Raw genomic sequence first — 23,662 nt, 5'->3', positions numbered from 1 at the left:
TGTACATAAAAACAGTAAACAAATGCAGTATGAGCCTTCTTTAAATTCAGCCTTGTTATTAAAACGCTACAAGCGCTTTCTGGCAGATGTTCAGCGACCGGATGGGCATGTCATGACAATACATTGTGCCAATACCGGTGCGATGACAGGTTGTGCGGAACCGGGCAGTACCGTGTGGTACTCCACATCCGACAACCCAAAAAGAAAATACCCTTGCAGCTGGGAGTTAACCCAGACGACCGATAATCATTTCATCTGTGTTAATACACAACGTGCAAATATTTTAGTCAAAGAAGCGATTCTTTCCGGGGTGATCGAGGAACTTCAGGGGTATGATCAATTAAAAACCGAAGTTAGATATGGACAAGAGAACAGCCGGATTGATATCTTCTTGTCTTCGCCATCACAACCTGATTGTTATGTCGAAGTCAAGAGCGTGACTCTGCTTGATAACCATATCCGGGAAGGTTGCAGCACAGGACAGGGATTTTTTCCTGATGCAAAAACCCTCCGGGGGCAGAAACACCTCAGGGAATTGATCGATGTTGCTCGAAATGGACACCGGGCCGTACTTCTTTTTGCTGTTTTACATTCAGGGATTGAAAAAGTCTCGCCGGCACACCATATAGATGCAAATTATTCAGATTTACTTCAAGAGGCACGAGAAGAAGGCGTGGAAGTCATATGCTACAAGGCTATACTTTCCAAACATGAGATAAAACTCGTTTCTGCAGTTCAGTTGAACCAGTAATTGGTAAAAAATTGATACTGTCTGCACAATATAAACAAGTTTGTACCAGAGTGTTTGCCACACCAAACTCTTTTTGCTATAGATAGCCGCCTTAATATGAACTGCACTCGCAGTTGACTAGGTGTTCGTAGGGAGATGCTGTATGACAGAATCCAAAAAGAAATCGCTAGGCATCCTAGCCATTGCAGGACTTGAGCCATATCAGGAAAAACCTGGTGAAGAATATATGTCACCAGAACAGATTGCTCATTTTACAAAAATCTTACAAGCGTGGCGCAACCAACTGAGAGAAGAAGTTGAACGAACTGTGAACCATATGCAGGACGAAGCAGCCAACTTTCCTGATCCGGTTGATCGCGCCTCTCAAGAAGAGGAATTCAGCCTGGAACTGCGTAACAGGGACAGAGAACGCCGTTTAATCAAAAAAATTGAAAAGACTCTGAAGAAAATTGAAGATGATGACTTCGGTTTTTGTGAATCATGTGGTGTTGAGATAGGCGTTCGCCGCCTCGAAGCCCGACCCACAGCAGACTTATGCATTGACTGTAAAACACTTGCTGAAATCAAAGAAAAGCAAATGCAGGGTTGATGCACCTGAGACTTATTTTACCCTGAAGAAAGGGAGCCATGGGCTCCCTTTTGTATGTTGTCGGTATTGATGACGATGGCTTCCTTTTTTCTTATATCGCTGTATCTCAGGACCAGACAAATTTCACCAAAACCAGCCTGTTGATAAGATTTCAGTCTGGTTTTCCAATTCATTCATCAGGTGATGCAATGCACTCAGACAGGAAGAAGTATATCGGCCGGTTTGCCCCATCACCCTCGGGACCTCTCCACTTTGGCTCTTTAGTTGCTGCACTGGGAAGTTATTTTCAGGCAAGAGCACAACAGGGAGAGTGGCTGGTCAGAATCGAAGATCTGGATCCGCCCCGGGAAATGCCCGGAGCCGCTGCTTTAATCCTCAAAGCGCTGGAAAATTATGGATTATATTGGGATCGCGAAATTTACTATCAAAGCCAGAGGCACGAAATATATCAGGCACAAATAGCAGAATGGATTTCATCTGGTCAGGCTTATTATTGCCGGTGTACACGTCAACAGGTCAAAGCATCCGGCGGTTATTACCAAGGGACATGCCGGGGGAAAAATCTCTCTCCGGGGCCGGGGCTTGCAGTCCGGCTTTGCATGACACATCCGGTTTACGCTTTTGATGATGAAAAACACGGCGCCATTGCTATCTCTGAGCCACTCGCCCGGGAAGACTTCATCATCCAACGCAGAGATGGCTTGTTTGCATATAATTTAGCGGTTGTGATCGATGATATGGAACAAAATGTGACTCAGGTCGTTCGCGGTGCTGATTTAATTGAACCCACAGGAAGACAAATTAGCTTGTACCATATTCTGGGTCATGCTCCTGTCAGCTACCTGCACTTACCACTGGCCGTTGACAGTCCGGGACATAAGCTGTCAAAACAAAATCACGCACAGGCAATTGATATTCAAAATCCAGTCCCCACATTAGTCCGGGCTATGAAATTTCTGGGATTTCAGTTACCACAGGAAATAGAAGCAGCTAAACTGTCTGAAATAATAGACTGGGGGTGCCGAAACTGGCATATTCAACAACTTCCCGATAAATTTGAAATAATCCTGTGATTCTCAAATGACACACTGTGAGTTATCATTAGCCGCAAATTGAATTGACTCACAAATTGATTCTGTCAATAACAGATAACAAACCCAGTCAAATACCTGTGTTTGTTCCGATGCTCATGAATAAAAACGAAACTACATTAGAAACTCATCGCGTATACCCTGATTTAACGTTAAATATTTTAACGCGAAAAGAGCACAGCATATCCCGCAAACAGATTAGCGAGAATGCACTGAAAGTGCTATACCGGTTACAGGGAGCCGGGTTTGAAGCCTACCTTGTGGGTGGCGGTGTTCGCGATCTATTGTTAGGTGAAACACCAAAAGATTTTGATATTGCAACAAATGCGACACCGGAACAAATCCGTCAGCTTTTCAGAAACTGTCGCCTGATTGGGCGTCGTTTCCGGCTCGCTCATGTGATGTTTGGCCGGGATATCATCGAAGTCGCCACATTCAGGGGACACCATCAGGACAGCAATACACAGGTTTCAGTTAAGTCTGAAGCAGGCATGCTTTTAAGAGATAATGTTTACGGCTCAATTGATGAGGATGCAGAAAGAAGAGACTTCACCATCAATGCGATGTACTACGATATCTCAGATTACAGCATTCATGATTATGCCGGTGGTGTCGAAGATTTAGATGAGCGCCTGATTCGTCTGATCGGTGATCCGGAAAAACGTTACCGGGAAGACCCGGTCCGGATGCTCAGAGCGGTTCGCTTTGCCGTCAAGCTGGATTTTGATATCGAAGAAGAAACAGCCGCACCGATAGAAAATCTGGCACCATTACTTCAGAGCATCCCGGCGGCCAGACTCTACGAAGAATCCTTAAAAATGCTGCAAAGCGGTTATGGTCTGGAAACCTACCATCAAATGCGTGAATATAATCTGTTTCAGCAGATGTTCCCTGTGATTTCAGCGCATTTTACTGAAGATTACAGCTCTCCGACCGAGCAAATGCTGGATCTGGCACTGGATTCAACAGATATGCGTCTGGAAAGCGGAAAACGTATTAACCCGGCATTTATGTATGCGGCGATACTTTGGTACCCGGTGGTTCATCTTGCCGATTCCCTGATGGAGATGGAGGATCTTTGTTATCACGATGCTGTGATGGAAGCAGGTAACCGAGTTCTGGACCAAATGGTTAAAACAATTGCCATTCCAAGACGACATACAACAACTATCAGAGAAATCTGGCAAATGCAGCTCCGCTTCCTGCGCCGTCATGGAAAAAGAGCCTTCCGCCTGCTGGATATTAATAAATTCCGCGCTGGTTTTGATTTTCTGGTCATGAGAGGCCAGATTGAGGGCGGAGAAACTCAGAAACTGGCAGAATGGTGGGACACCTTCCAGTCAGCCGGACGAAAAATGCAGCAAGGCATGATCAATAATTTGGGTCGAGCCGGCACCCGGAGTGCTAAACTCTACCGAAGCCGTAAACCTGTTCCCAAGAAAAAGAAACAAGGCAATCCACCATCATGATCACTGCTTATATTGCGATTGGCAGTAATCAGGGAAATCCGGTTGAACAAGTCAGGCTGGCCGTCAAAAGTCTGGAACAGCTTCCGGAGTCGGAGCTGATATGTGTTTCTTCGCTATACAGCAGTACACCGATGGGGCCACAAAATCAGCCTGACTACATCAATGCCGTTGCTGCAATCAACACAGATTTAACCCCGGCAGAGCTGCTTAATCAAACACAAGCCATTGAGCTTGAACAGGGAAGAGTTCGTAAAGAAGAGCGCTGGGGGCCACGAACACTTGATTTAGATATCATTCTTTTTGGTCATGAAGTGATTGAGTCAGAAAGGCTGACCATTCCTCACTATGGCATGAAAGAGCGGGAGTTTGTCCTTTATCCGCTGGCTGAAATTGCACCAGATTTAATTTTGCCCGATGGCAGTCAGCTAAAACAGCTTCTGTTAACAATTGACAGAAACGGACTCAGTGTCTGGGATGATAGCCTGTCTTGTAAGGATGTCTTATGAAAAAAATAACAATTAACGACCTGATGCAATGGAAACAGGAAGGGAAAAAATTCCCGACATCAACCGCTTATGATGCAAGTTTTGCCCAGATTTTTGAGAGCCAGAACATGCCGCTCCTGCTGGTCGGTGACTCGCTGGGAATGGTCCTTCAGGGTCAGCCGGATACGCTTCCCGTGACGCTCGATGACATGATTTATCATACAAAATGTGTCCGTAACGGCAGCCCGAATTGTCTGCTCATGACAGATATGCCTTTTATGACTTACGCAACACCGGAAGAAGCTTGTAAAAATGCGGCCCTGATTATGCAGGCAGGCGCTAATATGGTAAAAATAGAGGGCGGCAGCTGGTTAGCAGACACCGTAAAAATGCTGACAGAACGTTCTGTACCTGTTTGTGCTCACTTAGGGCTGACTCCACAATCTGTTCATATTGTTGGTGGATACAAAGTTCAGGGACGACAGGAAAAACAAGCAGAGCAAATGCTTCAGGATGCAATTGAACTCCAGAATGCTGGCGCCCAAATTATTCTTCTCGAATGTGTTCCTGCCAGCCTCGCGGCAAAAATAACCCGGTCACTGGATGTGCCGGTCATTGGTATTGGAGCCGGTCCGGATACTGACGGCCAGATTCTGGTGATGCACGATATGTTTGGTATTTCGGCGAATTATATGCCCAAATTTTCAAAGAATTTTTTAGCAGAAACAGGCGACTTACGCCAAGCCATTGCTAAGTACATGGAAGATGTGGAACGTGGTATTTTCCCTGACGAAGCACATACCATCGCCTAAAGGAGTGATTCATGCAAACTTATACTGAAGTTTCAGCTTTTAAAGAGCAGATTAAACAGTACAAGCTTGACGGACGAAAGATTAGTTTTGTTCCGACTATGGGGAATTTACATGAAGGTCACCTCAGCCTGGTCAGAAAAGCCAAAGAGTTGGCTGACGTGGTCGTTGTCAGTATTTTTGTGAATCCGATGCAGTTTGATCGTGTTGATGATCTGAACAGTTATCCCCGGACATTAGATGATGATTTATCAAAACTGGACAATGAAGGTGTTGATTTAGTTTTTACCCCATCTGCAGATGTCATTTATCCCCGGGGAACTGAGCAACAAACTTATGTGGAAGTCCCGGGAATTTCACATATCCTTGAAGGGGCTTCCCGGCCAGGACATTTTCGGGGCGTTGCAACGATTGTGGCAAAACTGTTCCACCTGGTTGAACCTGATATTGCCTGTTTTGGTGAAAAAGATTATCAGCAACTGGCCGTGATCCGGCAGATGGTTCATGATTTGTCTTTCAATATTGAAATTGCTGGTGTCCCTACCGTCAGAGAACTTGACGGACTGGCAATGAGTTCACGGAATAATCTGCTGACACTTGACGAGCGCCAGCGGGCTCCCGTTCTTGCCAGAACAATGCGCTGGATTAACAGTGCGATCCGCGGTGGCAGAGATGACTTTGATTCAGTGATTGAGGATGCCAGCGACCAGCTCAGAGCTGCGGATTTACAGCCAGATGAAATATTCATCCGTGATGCACATACACTTCAGCCAGTCACTGAAGAAAGTAAGCAGGCTGTCATTCTGATGTCCGCATTTCTTGGTAAAGTCCGCCTGATTGACAACCAGGTTCTGGATATCAACCACGAAACAAAAGAGGCTGACACACCGGCATCAGAGTAACCCGGCACAACCGCCTTCACCCGCTCAGGAAGCCGTTTTCTGAAAAAATTCAGATGACGGCTTTCGTGTCTTTACCAATCCCATTCAATACTTGATCATCTGAATGAGTCTGTTGTCATCGTATGAACCTGTGAGTTATACCATTCTAAGTAACTTTCTGATCTGGATATATCTGGTTCCGCAAACCGCTCAAGCCATCCCTTTCGTTGATAAGAAAGGCGCTTAGACAAGGGCATCCATGCCCTTGTATGTTTGCTCCACCAGACACATCCAGATGATCAGTTTATTTTCCATATATGGTATTAAAGCAGCTTTTCTGCCAGAATATCGGCAACCCGCCTTAAATGTCCGGTTAATGACTCAAGCCCAAAGCGATGAATTTCGGGGGTCAGGCCGGAAACACTGATCGCATAAGATGCTTTCAGTTCTTTTTCCAACGGTACAGCAATACAGGTAATTCCCGACTCATTGCCTTCTCCGTCAACCGCATAGCCACGGCTTCTGATAAGATCTAACTCTTTGAAAAAATCCTGCTCATCATGAATCGCATGTTGACCAAAATGTTTGAAGTTGTTCAGATTGTGGCACTGACTTTGCCAGTATTTTTTTTGTTCATCCGCCGAAAAATAAGACAGGACAACTTTCCCGCAAGCAGAATGTAACAAAGAGGAAGCAAGCCCCGGATGAGCATTGGTATGAAACGCTGAGTTTTTTGGCTCTGCTTTCGTCAGCAGCAACACTTTATCAAAATCACGTCGTTGCAAATTCACGGTAAAGCCTGTTGTATTCGCCAGCTCTGCCATAAATGGGGTTGCTACACCCACAAGTGCATCGTTATTAATGACTGAATATCCCAGCGTCACCATCTTGGTTGTCAGCAAATATTTACCGCTATCCGACTGCCTGACATAACCACACTGACAGAGACATTTGCAGATTCTGTGAATCGTTGTTTTCGGATAACCCATTAGCTTACATAAATAATCCAGGCTAATACCTTCAGAAGCACCAGCAATTTGTTCCAGCACTTCAAATGTTTTATTTACAGATTGCATAATTAATCAACAATACCATTGTATTTTCTTTCGTTGTCCCTGTCGTCAGAAGAGAGACTGCTGAATACTCAGTGAACAGGGATACATCAAAAATATGTATCATCCTGTCACTGAGTTTGCTGATTTAACAGGGTTGCTTAATTTTAATCACGATTTTACGCACTAAGCCCGGTGAAGAAACAGACAGGCCCGGCATGTGAACTGTTTTGGGAGAGAAAAGATAAAACTCATCATATCTCATTGCCTGATAGCTCATTTCAACCGCATCCAGCGCAGTAAAGCAAATATCTTTTTCGCTGTCATAGCTGAACTCTTTAGCCAGCTGCTCATACTGCTCATCAGTGACTTCCGCCCAGCCAAACCGTTCTTCACCTTTCACAATCAACTGCACATCCGTGTAGGTTTTATGAAATTCAGGGCCGACCGGACTCTCAACATTCGTGTCATATTCCATCACGACGAAGAAAGCATCCTCTTCTGCGATTCCCGGAATGGGATACTTTCCCAGCGCCATGTTCACTAAATCCTGAGTTTTCACATAATTAATTGCAGCGACAAACTGCTCCGGAAGTAATGCCTGGTAATCAGAAGAATTAAAATCACTAATAAACATGCGGGGTCCTTACATTTTTGCCAAAATCGGGCAATCAAGTTTAATACAATAAACGGACGTGGATGCCGTGATATAAAGCACGGTTTCATCCTCATTAAACGTACAATTTGAAACGGTTTCCGGAACCGGAATTTTCCCAATCAGTTTCATTTCCCGGTTCAAGACTAAAATACCTTCAGCAGAACTACAGTAAAGTGTGCCGAACCGATCGACCGTCATACCATCAGGAATTCCCTGCTCCACCTGATAAACCAAACGCCCGTTTAGCAGTTGCTTTTCTTCCACATCAAACCGTTTAAGATGCTTCAGGCCACACGAAGGAAAATCAACCACCGACATATCAGCGACAATGAGCGTCTTTTCATCCGGCGAAAAAACCAGCCCGTTAGGCCGTTGTACATCAGTCGTGGCAATCACCAGTGAATCATCAGCAGGGTCATAACAATAAACATAACATCCGATAACCTGACTCTCTGATTTATAACCTTCTTCATCACTGGTAATTCCATAAGGCGGGTCGGTAAACCAAATCGTACCATCTGACTGACGTTCTACCACATCATTGGGTGAATTCAATCGTTTACCATCAAATTTTTCCACCAAAATCCGGGCAGACGCTAAATTATCCTTGTTCCGCAAAGAAATACACCTTCTGCCGTGTTCACATGTCACGACATTTCCGTCTGATAATACGTAATTGCCGTTAGCAAAATTCGAAGGTTCAACAACTAAGGTCGTCAGCCTGGTTTCGGGATCATAGGTGTACATCGCATTTTTTTTCACATCGGAAAACAGCAGCTGCCGGGAGTGCTGCAACCATGCAGCACCCTCACACCAGATATGACCATCACTCACCCGGTCTAATTCTGAAATAATTGCTTGTTTAAAAGACATACATGACCACCTGTTATTTCAATTTCCACGATGCTTTGTAGTAATCCCGGTATCCGTTTTCAGGATCATAGAGGTTGCGATCGCCACCCGATGAATGAATGTTGTCAGCTGTCACTAAGTGTGCCGGAGTCACATAACCGCTAATGGGTTGATCATGGAAAAGCCGGTTCAGCTCATCAATGATCTGCCAGCCATGTAAACTCAGTGGTTCTGCAACGGTCGCTACCTGAAAATCACCATTTCTGATCCGTTCAAAGGCTGATTCACTGCCATCACCCGCAGAAATATTGAATGGTCCCTGACCTTTTTTCTTGCCTAAAGATTTCAGTGCGGGGGCCATATAATCAAAGTACAGGTCATTAATCGCTAACGTATAATTGTATTTATCACCATACTTTTGCACCATGGAATAAGTCAGCTGAGGAATCCGGGTTGATGTATTGGCCAGTGGCGTATCTGCATAAGTCAAAACAGAACAACCAGCACACTTTTCAATATAAGACTTCATCACATCCGCTTTACGGACAGCAATGCTGTACAGACCATCGGTTAAAATCACCACATGAGCATGGCCATCTGACTTTGCAATCGCATACATGGCAGAGACTTTCGCGACATCATCCGCTGAGCTGGTGATATTATCTTCTATATATAAGTTTGGAATCGGGCCTGGTTCCGGGGTCGCATGCCAGCTCACAATACGAATGCCATATTTTTTGGCCTTTCTTAAGGTCGGTATCATGGTATTGGGTGTAAACCCACCAACAACAATCCCGTCTGGCTGCAAGGCCAGCGCCTGTTTTAATGCAGATGACTGAGCCGGAACACTTCCGCCACCATCAAGCACCCGGACTTTCCAGCCAATCGCTTTGGCTGCTTCCTGATAACCTTTCACCACGCCGAGTACACCGCTGTTTTTCAGATCAGAAGCCACAAAGATAACGGTCTTATCTTTTGCTGCTGCCGGTCCTTTGGGCAGGGAAAACTGACTCAAAGAGTCTGATGAAGCGTTTTTGACAATCTCTTTTGCCTGTTGAACATAGTCGGATGCAGCGTCAGCCATCGCTGGTGGTGTTAAACAACCGGCACAAATCAGTACGGTTAATGCTTTGAGTTTATAATTCATCATTTCACCTTCACGTTATTTTTGGTTGCTGTTTGTTTACGTTTTTGGCTGAAACCGGCCAAAGTTATGGAAATTAAAAGAATCGCACCGTTAAACAACGGCTCGACAAAGAAAGGCGTTCCCAGCTGTTGAAGACCTGAAATACCGACACTGACCAGTGACACACCAATCAGTGTCCCCCAGACATTGACCCGGCCAGCTCTGAAGGTGGTTGACCCAAGAAAAGCGCCAACCAAAGCAGGCAACATGTAGTCTTGTCCCACAGACGATGAACCAATACCGATATGAGAAGCCAGCAGGATACTGGCAAAGGCTATCAGACCGTCTGAGACGATGTATGAGCCGATGTAACAAGCCTTGGTATTAATCCCGTTCAGAACCGCGGTATTGGGGTTAGCACCAACTGCATATAATTTTCTGCCCAGTGCTGTATATTCACTGATCAGCCAGAGTAAAACGGAAATGGCCGCCAGATAAAAAACCACAACAGGAATACCCGCGACTTCAAATCCACTCAGCAGATAAAAACTTTCCGGTAAAGCGCCCACAATCTGGTGACCATCCGTATGCCAGAGGGAGACGGCATAAATCACCGTCCCGGTTCCCAGTGTCGCTACAAAAGAATCGATATCCGCCAGCGCAACAAGCATACCGTTGAACGCGCCATACAAACATCCACAAAACACGACGATCAGTGCAGCAGCTTCCCATGAAAACCCATAGCGTTGCTGTAGCGTAATGACAAAAACGTGCCAAAAAGTCACACCAAAGCCAACATTCAGATTCATTTTACCGGTAATCATGGTGACCATTGCCGCCAGAGCCAGAATGGCTACCACGCTCTTTTCACTTAAAATCGCCTGCAGCGTCAACATAGAGAAAAAGGTATCGGTGGTCAGGCTGAACAGAATGATCAGAAAAATGGTCAGGAGCAGTAATCCGTAACGCATTGCGACCTGAGTCAGCAGATTTCCCATCCCCAGAGACATCGTTATCTCTGTTTCTAACGCGGTTGATTTAATATTAGATGTCGCCATATTCTGCTTCTCCTGCCTTAGAACCGGACGCATATTTCAGTAAATTCGCCACAGTTACTTCTTCTTCAGTTAATTCTTTCACCACACATCCCCGGTTAAACACCAGCGCGCGATTTGAGATATTCACGACTTCTTCAAAATCACTGGAAATCACGATAATGGACAGCCCCTGACGAATATAACCCTGCATAATTTTGTAGATTTCAGCTCTGGCGCCAATATCAACACCAGCGGTTGGGTTATCCAGAATCACCACGGGTTTATTCAGATGAAACCAGCGGGCCAGAATGACTTTTTGCTGATTACCGCCACTCAATGAGCTAATCGGAATTTCAGGATCCAGGGGGCGGACATCGTATTGCTTCATCGCCGTCAAAACCGTTGCAAACTCTTCCTGACGGGAAAGGTACGAAAGATTATTTTTTCCCTGATTGGTTGGGTTGAGATTAAAGTTTTCCAGCGCTGACATCGGGCCACAAATACTGGCCTTCACCCGATCTGCCGCAACCATGGCAAAGCCGCTTTGAATACTTTTTTCCGGGGAACGGATATCCGCTGGTTTTCCCTGAACAGAAACCGTCCCGGATTTAATATTCAGACACCCGAACAGCGCCTGACCGATCGCTTCCTGTCCGGCATTCCGCAGTCCGGCCAAGGCGACCAGCTCTCCCTGCCGTAACGTCATGTGGAATGGATCCAGATCGCCAATTTGCAGATCATCGACCATCAGAATATTCTCGTTTTCCGGTTGCAGGGGTGTCCGGTAATTCATGCTCTGCTCTGCGCCAACAATCAAAGTCACCAAATCATCGATGGAGTAATCAGCAACTTCTCCGGATCCCACCAGACGGCCATCTCTTAAAACAACCACATCGTCACAGATTTCATGAATTTCATCCAAGCGGTGAGAAACATAAATCATCCCCACGCCCTGCGCCTTTAAACGTTCCAGCACTTCAAACATCCGCCCGACATCATCAGCCACCAGTGAAGCCGTTGGCTCATCCAGCACCAGAACTTCAGCGTCTGCAACTAAAGCTCTGGCGATGGCCAGCAGGGACTTTTCTGCTGCACTCAAATTAAAAATCCGATCATTTGCTTTGACATCGAGACCGACCATCGCCAGTACTTCTTCAGCTTTGGACTCTGTGGCTTTCCAGTCAATCAATCCCCATTTTTTAGGAAACCCCAGCGTTAACCCAATATTTTCAGCCACGGTCATCCATTCAATCAGTCCCAAATCCTGATGAATAAACGCAATCGGTGTTTTATCGGCAGAAACCAGATGCGCAGCATCTTCAGTTTCCTGACCTTTGAACAGAATCCTGCCGGATGTTTTCTTATGAATACCAGCCAGTGTTTTGATTAAGGTCGATTTACCGGCACCGTTTTCACCCAGCAGGGCAACACAGCGCCCCTTGTGGACATGGAAGGACACCGAATCCAGAGCAACAAAATTAAAAAATGACTTACTCAGTTGCTCAATTGATAGCAGACTCTCCTGTGAATAATGAATCAATTCCATAATCCCTCACTCAGAATCAGATCTTTGTTTTTTTTGAGTTAATTCCATAATATGGAATATATATTTATTTAATTCCAAATAATGATATAAAGTGAGTCGAGGTTAAAAAGTGAGCAAGATCTGCATTTGATAAGAAGATGTTTAATTTTTGGCATTTGAGTGAAGTGAGTCACATTTAAAACGAACACCCCGGTATTCGGTGATCAGGTGGATTCAAATCTCGTTCAGGAAAAGAAAGCATGTTGAACCCGGCAGAAGACAAGCATGATGATTAAAAAAGGATGCTGCCAAAACACACCCGGACAACCGGATGTATACAGATCGGCAGCAACCTGGGGGGAAACGATTCAAATATCAGGAAAACGGAGAAAACCAGCCTGACGGGCCACGGTTGCCAACCGCTGTTTCGCTATTTCAATATTCTGGTACCAATGTTCATCCTGAGCCCACATCTCAATCACCATTGGCGCGCTGTAATTGATTTTCTCCAGAGTCGAAAATACGGACAAAAAATCAACCTCCCCTTCCCCAATCAATAAGTCGCGGAATTGTCCCGGAAAATTATCGTTGACCTTCAATGTGTCCTTCAGGTGAATCTGCACAAGGTGATCCCGCGCAAGCTGAAGCTCCGTGCTGACATCATGATTCCAGCCACTGATATTACCGACATCAGGATAAGCCATAAAAAACGGGGACGGAACTTCACGCTTCAGCACTTCAAACTTTGTCAGAGAATTCAGATAGGGTGTATCCATAATTTCAACGGCCAGCATCACACCAGCCTGTTCAGCCAGACGGGCTGCCCATTGCATTCCCTCAATAAACCGCTGATGCGTTTTCTCAGATTGCGCCTCGTAATAAACATCATATCCTGCCAGCTGTATGGTGCGGATTCCCAGCCGATATGCCAATGCAATGGCTTTTTCCATGATTTGGTGTGCTTCCTGACGGATCTGCGGGTCTTCGGAGCCGAACGGATATTTCCGGTGCGCACTCAGACACAGACTCTGTAACGGCATGTGATGATCAGAACATTGCAGCTGCAATGTCCGGATCGTGGTCTCATCCCAGTCCAGACGGGCACGCCGCTCTGCCGTTTCATCAACAGAGATTTCGATAAAATCAAACCCAAGAGACCGGGCATGGGTGAGTTTTTCTTCCCAGCTCAGGCTCGCAGGCATCGCTTTTTCATAGAGCCCCAGCCGGGATTTGCTTTGCGAGTGAAACATCATAGTGATCCTTTTGGTGGTCTTTTTGGTAATTGTTGCCTTCTGAGCATCATTGTGATGACGCGCTTATCTGTCTTCATGCTTATCTGTCTTCATATAGCCAAACAACCTGCAGAAGTCTGATTCAGGTTGTTTGGCTATATGTGGCTATCCACTATTTCCTGAACAGCTCCTGCTCAATTCGGGATGTTGACCGCTGAATAATGCCAGAGAGCTTCTCCGGCCCGAGACTTCTCAGCCGTGGTGTCAGTGTTGACACACTCACCGAATAAGCTGGCGCCCCCGAATTATCAAAAACCGGCACCGCCGTGCAGGAAATACCCGCTTCATTTTCTTCGTTATCCACGGCATACCCCTGAGAACGAATGGTATTTAATTCTTCAAAGAAACGTTTTTTTTCAGTAATCGTGTTGTCGGTTAATTTTTGGAACAGGCGGATATTTCGCTGCCAGTAATTTTCCTGATCTTCGCAGGTAGAAAATGCCAGAAAAACTTTTCCGGCTGCGGTGCAATACATCTCAGCGTAGATACCTACGAAGGTCCGGGTGCGGAAAGAAGCATATCTGGGCTCAAGCTTATCCCGGAAAACAATCTTATCCCCTTCACGGGAAATCAGATTGACCGTTTCATCCAGCTCCGACATCAGCGTGTTCAGCTCAGGACGAATGATCGTCAACACATCAGAACTGAGCGCGGAATGGCCAATGTGCAACAACTTCAGAGTCAGCCGGTAATTCTTAGTCGAAGCCTGCTGAGTGACGTAACCCAGCGATTCAAATGTGGTCAGCATCCGGTAAACGGAAGTTTTATTAATCCCGGTTTGCCGGGTAATCTCATGCAATGGTGCCCCATCCGGATGCCGGCTCAGATATTCCAGCACCCTCATTGACTTCACCAGTGATTTCACCTGTTCACTCATCATTTACTCCTGCCAGTCGCGTTCAATGGCTGCATGAAAAGCTTCAGCCATTTGAACCCCGTTATCCCCGGTTAACGCTCTGCCAGCGATAAAAGCCTGTACATCAATTTCCCGGAACAGATGAACATCGTCAGGAACAATGCCACCGGTGACAGAAACCCGCATTCCCAAATCAGACAAGGCTTTCATCAGGGTCAAGTCTTTCTCTCCCCAACACACACCTGCGGCCTGTGCATCTCTCGAACGATGGTAAATCACCTGATTTATCCCGTGTCTGATCCAAAGCCGGGCATCTTCTAAAGTCCAGTGACCAAATAACTCGATCTGCACTTCACCTCCCATTTGTGTTGCCACACGATGTGCCGCTGAGATCGTTTCAATATGAGCCGCAGCACCAACCGTGATCCAGTCAGCCCCGGCAGAAAATGCACCGGCAGCCAGCACTTCTCCGGCATCCAGTAACTTCATATCGCAAACCAGCCGGTGTGACGGATAGCGGGCTCTCAGCTCCCGAACTGCGTTCATTCCCTGAGCAAACGCCAGTACCGTTCCGGCTTCAATGACATCAACATGGTCCGCAACACGGCTGGCATGCAGTAGCGCCGTTTCCAAACCCGATGAATCCAGCGCAAGCTGTAATAAAGGCTTTTTCATACTCTCTCCTTGTCTTAAACCGTGGTTTCAAATTGCTGAAGACTGCTGATATAGCGCTGATAACGGGCAAACTGTGCCTGATAGCCTGCATATAATTCAGGGTTTGGCTGAATCACTTTGACTTCAGTCCCTGATGCCGTGAGTGCATGGCTGAAATCCGGATATTCACCCGCACCGATCATCGAGACCAGCGCGGCACCCATTGCACCGGTTTCTTCCAGCACCGGAATTTCCAGCGTTAATCCGGTCATATCAGCCAGCATCTGCATCCAGGTCATGCACTGTGTTGACCCACCACTCACCCGCAGCCGTTTTATCCGGGGAAAACGTCTGAGCATTTTTTGTAAATGAACAAGATGGCAAAAAAGAATACCTTTCCAGATCGCCTGTATCAGATGCCCCTTGGTATGGTGAGCCTGGACACCATAAAGTGAGGCTTTCAAACCAAGACCTGCGTTCGAGCCATAAAGAAAAGGAACAAACAGAATATCGGCTTCAAGAGGTGACAATTCCCTGACCAATGCTTCATTCTCTACATGATTGAAGTGTCCGTTGGCTCCGAGATAAGGTGCAAACCATTCATAGTTACTGGCGGACGTCGGACTTGCTTCATGAACAATGTACTCACCGGGAATAGCGTATTGTCCACAGACAAATCGCTCATCACTTTCAGGATCTGAACACTTTGTAATACCGGAAGTCACTGACCAGGTTCCCATCACAAAATTCAGCGAAGTTTCATCTGAATTAATTCCCGAACAAACGGCAGTTGAGACCACATCAAATAAACCGCCGTAAACAGGCGTACCAGCCACTAATCCGGTTTTTTCTGCGATATCACGGGTAATATTTCCTGATAAGTCGGTTGGATATATCAACTCTGGCAAAGCATTCTGTACTTCTTCAATCTCAAAAATTTTGAGCAGCTCAGGATCATATTTTTTATCCGTTGCATTGAAAAAATTACTCTCTGACATATTGGTGATTTCTGCCTGTATCCGGCCGGTCAGCCGGAAACGCAGGTAATCATGTGACATCATGATGGCACCGATCCGGCGGTATACACCGGGCTCATGTAACTTAATCCAGCGAAGAAGTGAAACCGGATGGCCGGTCCACAGGGTTTGTAACGTCAGCGGATAAATTTTTTCCGGAATTCCCTTTGCCTGCCATTGCCGGACAATCTCGGTTGCACGGCTGTCAGATGATAAAATACCATTTCTCAATGCATGGCCCTGCTCATCCAACAGATAAAGTCCTTTACCCTGAGCGGAAATACTCAGGCCTTTAATCTGAACCGGATTAATCCCGCTTTGTAATATTACCCCTCTGATGGCGCGGCATGTTTCGTGAAAGTATTCTTCAACATCCCGTTCAACCCAACCCGGCTGCTGACAAATGACGCTGGTATTTTCGCGATATAATGCAACCTGCTGACCATGACGATCAAACAAGCAGGCTTTTAACATTGTTCCGCCTGAATCAATGCCCAGATAATAATTCATACAGCCTCCGAAAAATATTCAGAAAGAATTAATCAACATTCGCTTTTATAAAAAATCATCAAAGGATAAATAACCTATCCAGATGACCTGGTTAAAAAAGAACATGGAAATTTAATAGTTCCAAAAACGTATTATTTATTTCTGGCCATAATAAGCATCGCTGCCGTGCTTACGATAATAATGTTTATCTGAAAGTTCTTTCTGGATAACAATCCCTGAATTTAATGACCTCGTCCCCAAAGCCATGAATGCAACTTCCTCAAGGACGACTGCGTTATGCACCGCATCACTTGCATCTTTACCCCAGCAAAATGGAGCATGGCCTGAAATCACCGCGCTGGGTACTGCCTGAGGGTCGACCCCGCGCCGGGCAAACTCTTCGACAATCACCAGTCCGGTATTTTTTTCGTAATCCTGTTCAATTTCAGCAGGTGTCAAAGGCCGGGTACAGGGAATATTCCCGTAAAAATAGTCGGCATGTGTGGTCCCTAAAGCCGGTATATCCAGTCCAGCCTGAGCCCAGATGGTCGCATGACGTGAATGCGTATGCACAATACCGCCAATATCAGAAAATGCCTTATATAGTTCGAGATGCGTTTTAGTATCACTGGATGGATTTAATTTCCCTTCAACAATATTTCCGTCTAAATCCAGCACGACGATATCATCCACTTTCAATTGTTTATATTCAACACCGGAGGGTTTAATTGCAATAATATTCTTTTCCCGATCAATTTCTGAAACATTTCCCCAGGTAAAGGTGACTAAACCATATTCAGGCAATTTCAAATTAGCTTCGAATACTTTCTGTTTTATTTCGGAATACATAAGCATCTCCCCAAAATAATAAAAATATGGAATGGCGCATCGGTATGCGCCATTATTTATTATTTTTCTGCACTAAGAATTTTATTAATCATGGTATCGCCATTGGCTTTAATAAAACTGTTCCAGACCGGCTTTACAACCGCCTGAAATGCAGCCCCATCCACATCACGGTTGACTTTCATACCATGAGATTCCAGATCAGCGATCATTTCATCTTCTTTTTTGATGCTCAGTTGCCGCTGCATCTCAACAGCATCTTTTGCCACATCAGTAATCACTTTCTGTTCGGATGGCGATAACTTTTTAAATTTACGCAAGTTCATTGTCAGCACTAAAGGTGAATAAGCATGTTGAGTCATGCTGAGGTATTTCTGCACCTCATAAAATTTAAATGAAAGAGTGACACCTATCGGGTGATCCTGCGCATCGACCACACCCGTTTCCAGTGCCGTATACAATTCAGCCACCGGAATTTGCTGCGGGTTTGCATCCAGCCGGTTAAACATATCACTCAGCGCTTTTGAACTGTTGACACGCATTCTCAACCCGGCCACATCTTCAGGTTTACGGATCGGTCCCCGGTTATTAGTCATATTCCGGTAACCATTTTCCGGATAACCCAACCCTTTAATACCGAACTTTTCCATTGATGTAAGTACTTCTTTACCAACCGGGCCATCCAATACCTTATAAGCAGTCTGACGATCCGGGAATATGTACGGAAGTGTAAAAGCAGCCGATGCAGGCAAAAGTCCGGACCAGTTATTTAACCCCACCATTGAAATATCGATGATCCCGGCCCGCGTCCCATCAATCATCTGTTTATCATTACCCAGCTGACCCTGCGGAAAGATATTCACTTTAATACTGCCGTGTGAACGCGCCTCGACTTCCTTTTTAAAGAACAGAGACATATCCTGCTGTAAATCAGATTTAGGTGCCGCATGTGCGAGCTTTAATGTGGTCGCATAACCGGGAGCAGAAGACAGAAGCAACGTTGCTGTCAGACCTGCAATTTTAAAGAGTGATTTCATGTTGTTTCTCCGTTATCCGATAATAAATTTCATTGGTATAGTTATGATGCCCGGAAAGATGACAAACAGAATGAGCAGCAGGACGTAAGCCAGAATAAACGGAAAGACGCCTTTGACTGCTTTTGACATCGGTACTTTCGAAACGCCACAAACTACATTCAGCACAGTCCCCACAGGTGGAGTAATCAGGCCAATCGAGCAATTAATGACAAACATCAGTCCGAAATAAGTTTGATCAATCCCGGCTTGTTTGATCACTGGCATCAGTAAAGGAACGAGAATCAGAATGGAAGGACTCAAGTCCATGACCATGCCGACACACAGCACCATCAGCATGATGACAGCCATCAATAAACGGGGGCTTTGTACCAGAGGTCCAAGTAACTGGGCCAGTTGCTGGGGAAGTTGTGCGACTGTAATCAGCCACGCGGCAACCATCGCGCACCCAACGAGGAACATCACCATCGCTGTCGACCGGCCGGCCGTCAGCAAAATCTGATAAAAATTCTTCAGATTAATTTCTTTATAAATGACAGAAGAGACAAAAATGGCATATACCGCAGCAACGACAGCAGCTTCCGTTGGTGTGAAAATCCCGAAGCGGATACCACCAATGATGATGACCGGCAATAACAGAGCCCATATACCATCTTTCAGGGCTGCCCGTTTTTCTTCTTTCGACGCTCTTGGATTCACTTCAAGCGATTCAGAGCGAACCACCATGCCCCAGACAAACATTAGTGTCATTCCCATCAATAAACCGGGTACAATACCGCCAAGAAACAGATTTTTAATTGAAATACCACCGGCAACCCCGACCAGAATCAGAGGTAAGGAAGGCGGAATAACCGGTGCAATAATGCCACCAGCAGCCAGTAAGCCCATTGAAGAACTTTCCGGATAATTAGCCGCTCTCATCATTGGATAAAGAATACTGACCAAAGCTGCCGCATCTGCAACTGCCGAACCGGATAATCCTGCCAGCAATACCGATGTCATAATGGCGACATAACCTAACCCGCCTTTCATATGACCGACATAACAGGTTGCCAGCCGGACAATCCGGGTCGATAAGCCACCGGCAGACATCACTTCTCCGGCGATCAGAAAGAACGGAATAGCCAGCAACGTAAAGCTGTCGACACCGTTAACGAGCGCCTGAGCCAGAATATCTGAGCTGAACAGCTCCATATGCATCATCAGTGCAATCGATGACAGCAGTAACGCAAACGCAACCGGCAGGCCCAAAACAATGGAGACGATTAACACAACCAGAAAAATAGCAAGTGTCATTGTTTATCCTCCGGCTTTTCTTCGGTTAACCAGGACGGAGAGATGATCCGCCCCAGAGCTAATATCGCCATTAAACCTCCTGAAAGCGCACCAGCCAGATAAAACAGTGCGGAAGGGAGCCCGGTGAGTGGAGAGATATCCTGCCAGTTATCCATCATCTGATTAAAAGAGCCATAAAACAGCATGCTCACCGACAGTAAAATAATCGCCCAGCCAATGCGCCGGAGAAAAGGCACCCAGCGCGGCATCAGGTTTTCGGTAAATTCAGTGACGGCAAGATGCTCATCGCGCTTCAACACAATCACAGCACCCAGCAAAACAACCCACACCAGTCCCATTCTGGACAATTCAACCGACTCCCTTAAGCCGGAAGAAAAACCGTATCTTAAAATCACGTTCGTAAAGACCAGTATTAACATCGCCACCAAAATGGCAGCCATGATGATATCGATGCTTTTCCATATCCATTTCAATATGTGACGCATATTGACCTCCAGCTATTGAAACAGAAACTAGAGAGAACTAATCTGCTGCCAGATTTCGTCGTGTATTTCGATACCACCTTGTTGTTTATGCTTTTCAATAAAACGTTCAATTTCAGAACCAGCAATCATGACCTGACCACTCTCTGCAGGCTCAGAAGCCAGCACATAGTCTTTAATCCGTTTCATCTCCTCACTGAGTTGATGCGTATTCATGGTTTGGCTCACATCGATTGCGATTAAAAACTGTGAAACCCCAAACTCTGCACCCACATCATCCGTCAAAGCCGGTACGGAATGTCCGCCACTGACCGCCGTGATCAGCATATCCAGAACAATCGCCATTGATGAGCCTTTCCAGAACCCCATCGGAAGCAATCGCTTATTCTCCCAAAGCACATGCGGATCACGGGTCAGATGACCTTCATCATCGAAACCTCCAATCACAGGGAGCTCTTTATCTGCCAACACATAATTCTGAAGCTGTCCGTAGGAGTACTGGGTCATAGAGCAATCAACCAGAACCGGTGGATCTCCCGGCATCGCCATAATCAACGGGTTACTTCCGACACGGTGGTCTTTTCCACCCCAGGCCGGCATAACCGCAATTGAATTCGTTGAGGCAATACCAGCCAGACCAGCTCTGGCCATTTTGAGGACGTAGGCACCACCTCGCATCCAGTGGTTCGAGTTTTTCATCGCCACCATGCCGATACCGTGTTCTCTGGCCAGTTCGATCGCTCTCTCTGAACAAATCAAACCATTCAAGACTCCGGGTCCTAAGTGGCAATCCCACTGTTCAAGTGCACCAAAGCTTTTCACACACTCCGGGGTTGCATTGAGATCAATATGTCCTTGATCAACCTGAGAAATAAAAACCGGAAAACGATTAATGCCATGGGAATAAGTTCCTTCATTCGCCATCTCCACAAAACCAGCGGCAAGCTTTGTTGCCGGCTCTGGTTTCATTCCTCTTTTTAATAAGGCTTTTTCAAACTGGTGCTGTAACTCGTTTAAAGATATAAGAGGCATGTCTATCTCCAATTTATTCCACATTACGAAAAAATACTACTCCTAATTCCAAAAACAAAAATATAAAAAAGCTCACTTTGTGAGCTAATTGATTAAATTTGAAATTTTAAGGCAATATTATTCCACAATGCGAAACATCATCAGACGCTACCTTAAAAAAGAAATGAGAAAAGATGCTTATGCCTCAATCAAAATAGTTGAAAGAGAAAACCTGGATTGCCATGGTCAAACAAAAATGACCACAGAATGATGAGATAACTCCAGCAGAATCCGTCAACGCTGAAGATCAGAATCAGAAGTCAGAGAAAAGAAGAGGAACAATGAAAAATCAATAGATTCAGCAGGAGACAACAGCCTCCCACCAGTAAAAGTTGCTCAGAGAGAAAGAATTTGCTGCCAAATTTCAGAATGGATTTCAATGCCACCCTGCTGCTGATGCTTGTCGATATAAGACTGAATACCTGAACCGGCAATTCTGATCTGTCCTGTTTCTGCCGGTTCAGATGCAAGTACGTACTCACGGATCCGCTGCATTTCCTGCTGAAATTGTGTCTGATCCATCGTCTTGCTGACATCGATCGCAATCAGAAACTGGGAAACACCAAACTCAGCGCCGACATCTTCAGTTAAAGCCCGGACTGAATTTCCTCCGGAAATCGCTGTCAGCATCATATCCAGTACGATCGATAGCGATGACCCCTTCCAGAAGCCCATTGGCATCAGGCGTTTATTGTCCAACAAAATCTCAGGATCTGTTGTTGGGTTACCTTCATTATCAAATCCACCATGGACAGATAATGATTGCCCTGCCAGAGCATGATTCTGGAGCTGTCCGTTAGAATACTGACTCATTGAGCAATCCACTAAAACAGGCGGATCACCTGCTATCGCCATCATCAAAGGATTATTACCGATGCGGCAATCTCTGGCTCCCCAGGCTGGCATCACTGCGATTGAATTGGTCGCTGCAATACCAGCAAAACCTGCACGAGCCATTTTCAACGCATACGTTCCACCCCGCATCCAGTGATTAGAATTTCTCATCGCAACCATGCCAACCCCATAATCTCGCGCCAGTTCCATAGCTCTGTCAGCACAGGTCAGCCCATTTAATATACCGGGGCCAAGATGGCAATCCCACTGTTCCAGTGCACCAAAGCTGTTCACACACTCAGGAACCGAATTCAGATGAATATGTCCCTGATCAACCTGAGAAATAAATACCGGAAAGCGGTTGATCCCATGAGAGTAAACGCCCTCATTGGCCATCTCAACAAAACCAGCGGCAAGTTTTTCCGCAGACTCAGGGCTCATGTCCCGCTTTAAAAGGGCTTGCTTAAACCGTGCTTGTATTTGATCTAAAGGGATAACAGGCATCATCTCTCTCCATGGCTGTTTCATTCAGTAAATCTTCGAATAGTACGCCACATTATCAGAATTGGTATATCAAATTAATACTTTTGTGAGCCATAAGGTGAGATTTGATATACCCAAATAATAAATCTATCTTCCCATATAAAAAGGCGCCCGAATGAGACGCCTTTCTGCCTGCAAATATCACTTGCTTTATGTTCTTAAGCCAACACCCTTTTTAACCAGATAATGGGCCAATGAGTACAAAATAACGACAAAACCACATAACACGCCGAAGGACATATAGATACTGACATCAGAAACACCTAAAAAGCCATAACGGAATGCGTTGACCATGTAGACAATCGGATTGATTTTTGACACATATTGCCAGAATTCCGGAAGTAAAGAGAGTGAGTAAAACACACCACCTAAATAAGTCAGTGGCGTTAATACAAATGTCGGAATAATCGAAATATCGTCAAATGTTTTTGCATAGATCGAGTTAATCAGACCACCAAGTGCGAAAACCACAGAAGTCAGACAAATGGTCGTAATGACGACGGCCCAATGGTGAACCTGCAGATGAACAAAGAACAGAGAAACACAGGTCACAAGCGTCCCGACACATAATCCTCTGGCAACACCACCCATAACATAGCCCCAGATAATCACATAGTTAGGAACCGGTGCCACTAACAACTCCTCAATATTCCGATGCATTTTGGCACTGAAAAACGAAGAGGCCACATTGGAATATGAATTTGTAATCACCGACATCATAATCAGCCCCGGCACAATATATTCCATATACCGAAAACCGTGCATTTCTCCGATACGCGAGCCAATCAATTGACCAAAAATGATAAAATAAAGCATCATGGTAATTGCAGGTGGCACCAGAGTCTGAACCCAAATCCGGCCAAACCGGATGATCTCTTTTCTTAGTAAACTACAAAACGCTGTCCAGTAAAGCTTATACATCAT

24 protein-coding genes are annotated in these 23,662 nt (G+C 45.6%); 7 read left to right on the top strand and 17 right to left on the bottom strand.

Going from position 1 to position 23,662, the window contains the following annotated elements; all coding sequences use genetic code 11:
- Positions 1–22: 22 nt before the first annotated feature.
- From sfsA to panC, 7 genes are all read left to right on the top strand, one after another.
- Positions 23–751: a DNA/RNA nuclease SfsA gene (sfsA, locus tag OCV29_RS03825; protein ID WP_073603333.1), complete on the top strand. Its 729-nt coding sequence runs from the start codon at positions 23–25 to the stop codon at positions 749–751.
- A gap of 142 nt (positions 752–893) precedes the next feature.
- The gene (gene dksA, locus OCV29_RS03820) at positions 894–1,340 is read left to right on the top strand and encodes an RNA polymerase-binding protein DksA (protein WP_073603334.1); all 447 of its coding nucleotides are present in this window, start codon (positions 894–896) and stop codon (positions 1,338–1,340) included.
- 188 nt (positions 1,341–1,528) lie between these two features.
- Positions 1,529–2,413, top strand: a complete 885-nt coding sequence (gene gluQRS, locus OCV29_RS03815; protein WP_073603581.1) for a tRNA glutamyl-Q(34) synthetase GluQRS — start codon at positions 1,529–1,531, stop codon at positions 2,411–2,413.
- 110 nt (positions 2,414–2,523) lie between these two features.
- Positions 2,524–3,900 (top strand): polynucleotide adenylyltransferase PcnB, encoded by a 1,377-nt coding sequence (gene pcnB / locus OCV29_RS03810; RefSeq protein ID WP_073603335.1) that lies wholly within the window; start codon positions 2,524–2,526, stop codon positions 3,898–3,900.
- On the top strand, positions 3,897–4,406 hold the full coding sequence (gene folK, locus OCV29_RS03805) for a 2-amino-4-hydroxy-6-hydroxymethyldihydropteridine diphosphokinase (protein ID WP_073603336.1): 510 nt from the start codon (positions 3,897–3,899) through the stop codon (positions 4,404–4,406). The genes pcnB and folK overlap by 4 nt, the downstream gene beginning before the upstream one ends.
- Complete coding sequence (gene panB, locus OCV29_RS03800; protein WP_073603337.1) at positions 4,403–5,197, top strand: 3-methyl-2-oxobutanoate hydroxymethyltransferase; 795 nt, start codon at positions 4,403–4,405, stop codon at positions 5,195–5,197. The genes folK and panB overlap by 4 nt, the downstream gene beginning before the upstream one ends.
- 11 nt (positions 5,198–5,208) lie before the next feature.
- Positions 5,209–6,096: a pantoate--beta-alanine ligase gene (gene panC, locus OCV29_RS03795; protein ID WP_073603338.1), complete on the top strand. Its 888-nt coding sequence runs from the start codon at positions 5,209–5,211 to the stop codon at positions 6,094–6,096.
- 302 nt (positions 6,097–6,398) lie between these two features.
- Here the strand turns inward: panC and OCV29_RS03790 are convergent, their stop codons facing one another.
- The 17 genes from OCV29_RS03790 to OCV29_RS03710 form a co-directional block, all read right to left on the bottom strand.
- The gene (locus OCV29_RS03790; RefSeq protein ID WP_073603339.1) at positions 6,399–7,151 is read right to left on the bottom strand and encodes an IclR family transcriptional regulator; all 753 of its coding nucleotides are present in this window, start codon (positions 7,149–7,151) and stop codon (positions 6,399–6,401) included.
- Positions 7,152–7,275: 124 nt separating this feature from the next.
- Positions 7,276–7,764 carry a YhcH/YjgK/YiaL family protein gene (locus OCV29_RS03785; RefSeq protein ID WP_073603340.1) on the bottom strand — a complete coding sequence of 163 codons (489 nt, stop codon included), beginning with the start codon at positions 7,762–7,764 and terminating at the stop codon, positions 7,276–7,278.
- Positions 7,765–7,773: 9 nt separating this feature from the next.
- A complete protein-coding gene (locus tag OCV29_RS03780) occupies positions 7,774–8,658 on the bottom strand; it encodes an SMP-30/gluconolactonase/LRE family protein (RefSeq protein WP_073603341.1) in 885 nt (294 codons plus the stop codon).
- 13 nt (positions 8,659–8,671) lie between these two features.
- Positions 8,672–9,787: a substrate-binding domain-containing protein gene (locus OCV29_RS03775; RefSeq protein ID WP_073603342.1), complete on the bottom strand. Its 1,116-nt coding sequence runs from the start codon at positions 9,785–9,787 to the stop codon at positions 8,672–8,674.
- The gene (locus tag OCV29_RS03770) at positions 9,784–10,821 is read right to left on the bottom strand and encodes an ABC transporter permease (protein WP_073603343.1); all 1,038 of its coding nucleotides are present in this window, start codon (positions 10,819–10,821) and stop codon (positions 9,784–9,786) included. The genes OCV29_RS03775 and OCV29_RS03770 overlap by 4 nt, the downstream gene beginning before the upstream one ends.
- Complete coding sequence (locus tag OCV29_RS03765; protein ID WP_073603344.1) at positions 10,808–12,346, bottom strand: sugar ABC transporter ATP-binding protein; 1,539 nt, start codon at positions 12,344–12,346, stop codon at positions 10,808–10,810. Before OCV29_RS03765 ends, OCV29_RS03770 begins: the two co-directional genes overlap by 14 nt.
- Positions 12,347–12,693: 347 nt before the next feature.
- Positions 12,694–13,575, bottom strand: a complete 882-nt coding sequence (locus OCV29_RS03760; RefSeq protein ID WP_073603345.1) for an L-ribulose-5-phosphate 3-epimerase — start codon at positions 13,573–13,575, stop codon at positions 12,694–12,696.
- 154 nt (positions 13,576–13,729) lie between these two features.
- Entirely contained in the window at positions 13,730–14,497 is a 768-nt protein-coding gene (locus tag OCV29_RS03755) for an IclR family transcriptional regulator (RefSeq protein ID WP_245796803.1), read from the bottom strand.
- Positions 14,498–15,148, bottom strand: coding sequence for a 3-keto-L-gulonate-6-phosphate decarboxylase UlaD (locus OCV29_RS03750; RefSeq protein WP_073603346.1), 651 nt, complete (start codon positions 15,146–15,148; stop codon positions 14,498–14,500). It lies immediately after the preceding gene.
- Between the two features lie 14 nt (positions 15,149–15,162).
- Positions 15,163–16,653, bottom strand: a complete 1,491-nt coding sequence (locus OCV29_RS03745) for an FGGY-family carbohydrate kinase (protein ID WP_073603347.1) — start codon at positions 16,651–16,653, stop codon at positions 15,163–15,165.
- Between the two features lie 135 nt (positions 16,654–16,788).
- Positions 16,789–17,481, bottom strand: a complete 693-nt coding sequence (locus OCV29_RS03740) for an L-ribulose-5-phosphate 4-epimerase (RefSeq protein ID WP_073603348.1) — start codon at positions 17,479–17,481, stop codon at positions 16,789–16,791.
- A gap of 59 nt (positions 17,482–17,540) precedes the next feature.
- Positions 17,541–18,515, bottom strand: a complete 975-nt coding sequence (locus OCV29_RS03735; protein WP_073603349.1) for a TRAP transporter substrate-binding protein — start codon at positions 18,513–18,515, stop codon at positions 17,541–17,543.
- A gap of 12 nt (positions 18,516–18,527) precedes the next feature.
- Positions 18,528–19,808 carry a TRAP transporter large permease subunit gene (locus tag OCV29_RS03730; RefSeq protein ID WP_073603350.1) on the bottom strand — a complete coding sequence of 427 codons (1,281 nt, stop codon included), beginning with the start codon at positions 19,806–19,808 and terminating at the stop codon, positions 18,528–18,530.
- Positions 19,805–20,293, bottom strand: coding sequence for a TRAP transporter small permease (locus tag OCV29_RS03725; RefSeq protein ID WP_073603351.1), 489 nt, complete (start codon positions 20,291–20,293; stop codon positions 19,805–19,807). Before OCV29_RS03725 ends, OCV29_RS03730 begins: the two co-directional genes overlap by 4 nt.
- Positions 20,294–20,320: 27 nt before the next feature.
- Positions 20,321–21,322, bottom strand: coding sequence for a 3-dehydro-L-gulonate 2-dehydrogenase (yiaK, locus tag OCV29_RS03720; RefSeq protein WP_073603352.1), 1,002 nt, complete (start codon positions 21,320–21,322; stop codon positions 20,321–20,323).
- Positions 21,323–21,697: 375 nt separating this feature from the next.
- A complete protein-coding gene (gene yiaK, locus OCV29_RS03715; protein ID WP_245796805.1) occupies positions 21,698–22,723 on the bottom strand; it encodes a 3-dehydro-L-gulonate 2-dehydrogenase in 1,026 nt (341 codons plus the stop codon).
- A 165-nt stretch (positions 22,724–22,888) separates the two neighbouring features.
- Complete coding sequence (locus OCV29_RS03710; RefSeq protein ID WP_073603354.1) at positions 22,889–23,659, bottom strand: ABC transporter permease; 771 nt, start codon at positions 23,657–23,659, stop codon at positions 22,889–22,891.
- Between the last annotated feature and the right edge of the window lie 3 nt (positions 23,660–23,662).

The sequence above is a fragment of the Vibrio aerogenes genome (assembly GCF_024346755.1).
In the GTDB taxonomy this organism is placed as follows: domain Bacteria; phylum Pseudomonadota; class Gammaproteobacteria; order Enterobacterales; family Vibrionaceae; genus Vibrio; species Vibrio aerogenes.
Note: the sequence above shows the minus strand (reverse complement) of the source record. Positions and strands in the feature narration are given on the sequence as shown.

Excerpts from the sequence above, each read along its gene's own strand:
- sfsA (WP_073603333.1), top strand. The coding sequence starts at position 23 with ATGCAGTATGAGCCTTCTTTAAATTCAGCCTTGTTATTAAAACGCTAC.
- dksA (WP_073603334.1), top strand. The coding sequence starts at position 894 with ATGACAGAATCCAAAAAGAAATCGCTAGGCATCCTAGCCATTGCAGGA.
- gluQRS (WP_073603581.1), top strand. The coding sequence starts at position 1,529 with ATGCACTCAGACAGGAAGAAGTATATCGGCCGGTTTGCCCCATCACCC.
- pcnB (WP_073603335.1), top strand. The coding sequence starts at position 2,524 with ATGCTCATGAATAAAAACGAAACTACATTAGAAACTCATCGCGTATAC.
- folK (WP_073603336.1), top strand. The coding sequence starts at position 3,897 with ATGATCACTGCTTATATTGCGATTGGCAGTAATCAGGGAAATCCGGTT.
- panB (WP_073603337.1), top strand. The coding sequence starts at position 4,403 with ATGAAAAAAATAACAATTAACGACCTGATGCAATGGAAACAGGAAGGG.
- panC (WP_073603338.1), top strand. The coding sequence starts at position 5,209 with ATGCAAACTTATACTGAAGTTTCAGCTTTTAAAGAGCAGATTAAACAG.
- OCV29_RS03790 (WP_073603339.1), bottom strand. The coding sequence starts at position 7,151 with ATGCAATCTGTAAATAAAACATTTGAAGTGCTGGAACAAATTGCTGGT.
- OCV29_RS03785 (WP_073603340.1), bottom strand. The coding sequence starts at position 7,764 with ATGTTTATTAGTGATTTTAATTCTTCTGATTACCAGGCATTACTTCCG.
- OCV29_RS03780 (WP_073603341.1), bottom strand. The coding sequence starts at position 8,658 with ATGTCTTTTAAACAAGCAATTATTTCAGAATTAGACCGGGTGAGTGAT.
- OCV29_RS03775 (WP_073603342.1), bottom strand. The coding sequence starts at position 9,787 with ATGATGAATTATAAACTCAAAGCATTAACCGTACTGATTTGTGCCGGT.
- OCV29_RS03770 (WP_073603343.1), bottom strand. The coding sequence starts at position 10,821 with ATGGCGACATCTAATATTAAATCAACCGCGTTAGAAACAGAGATAACG.
- OCV29_RS03765 (WP_073603344.1), bottom strand. The coding sequence starts at position 12,346 with ATGGAATTGATTCATTATTCACAGGAGAGTCTGCTATCAATTGAGCAA.
- OCV29_RS03760 (WP_073603345.1), bottom strand. The coding sequence starts at position 13,575 with ATGTTTCACTCGCAAAGCAAATCCCGGCTGGGGCTCTATGAAAAAGCG.
- OCV29_RS03755 (WP_245796803.1), bottom strand. The coding sequence starts at position 14,497 with ATGATGAGTGAACAGGTGAAATCACTGGTGAAGTCAATGAGGGTGCTG.
- OCV29_RS03750 (WP_073603346.1), bottom strand. The coding sequence starts at position 15,148 with ATGAAAAAGCCTTTATTACAGCTTGCGCTGGATTCATCGGGTTTGGAA.
- OCV29_RS03745 (WP_073603347.1), bottom strand. The coding sequence starts at position 16,653 with ATGAATTATTATCTGGGCATTGATTCAGGCGGAACAATGTTAAAAGCC.
- OCV29_RS03740 (WP_073603348.1), bottom strand. The coding sequence starts at position 17,481 with ATGTATTCCGAAATAAAACAGAAAGTATTCGAAGCTAATTTGAAATTG.
- OCV29_RS03735 (WP_073603349.1), bottom strand. The coding sequence starts at position 18,515 with ATGAAATCACTCTTTAAAATTGCAGGTCTGACAGCAACGTTGCTTCTG.
- OCV29_RS03730 (WP_073603350.1), bottom strand. The coding sequence starts at position 19,808 with ATGACACTTGCTATTTTTCTGGTTGTGTTAATCGTCTCCATTGTTTTG.
- OCV29_RS03725 (WP_073603351.1), bottom strand. The coding sequence starts at position 20,293 with ATGCGTCACATATTGAAATGGATATGGAAAAGCATCGATATCATCATG.
- yiaK (WP_073603352.1), bottom strand. The coding sequence starts at position 21,322 with ATGCCTCTTATATCTTTAAACGAGTTACAGCACCAGTTTGAAAAAGCC.
- yiaK (WP_245796805.1), bottom strand. The coding sequence starts at position 22,723 with ATGAAACAGCCATGGAGAGAGATGATGCCTGTTATCCCTTTAGATCAA.
- OCV29_RS03710 (WP_073603354.1), bottom strand. The coding sequence starts at position 23,659 with ATGTATAAGCTTTACTGGACAGCGTTTTGTAGTTTACTAAGAAAAGAG.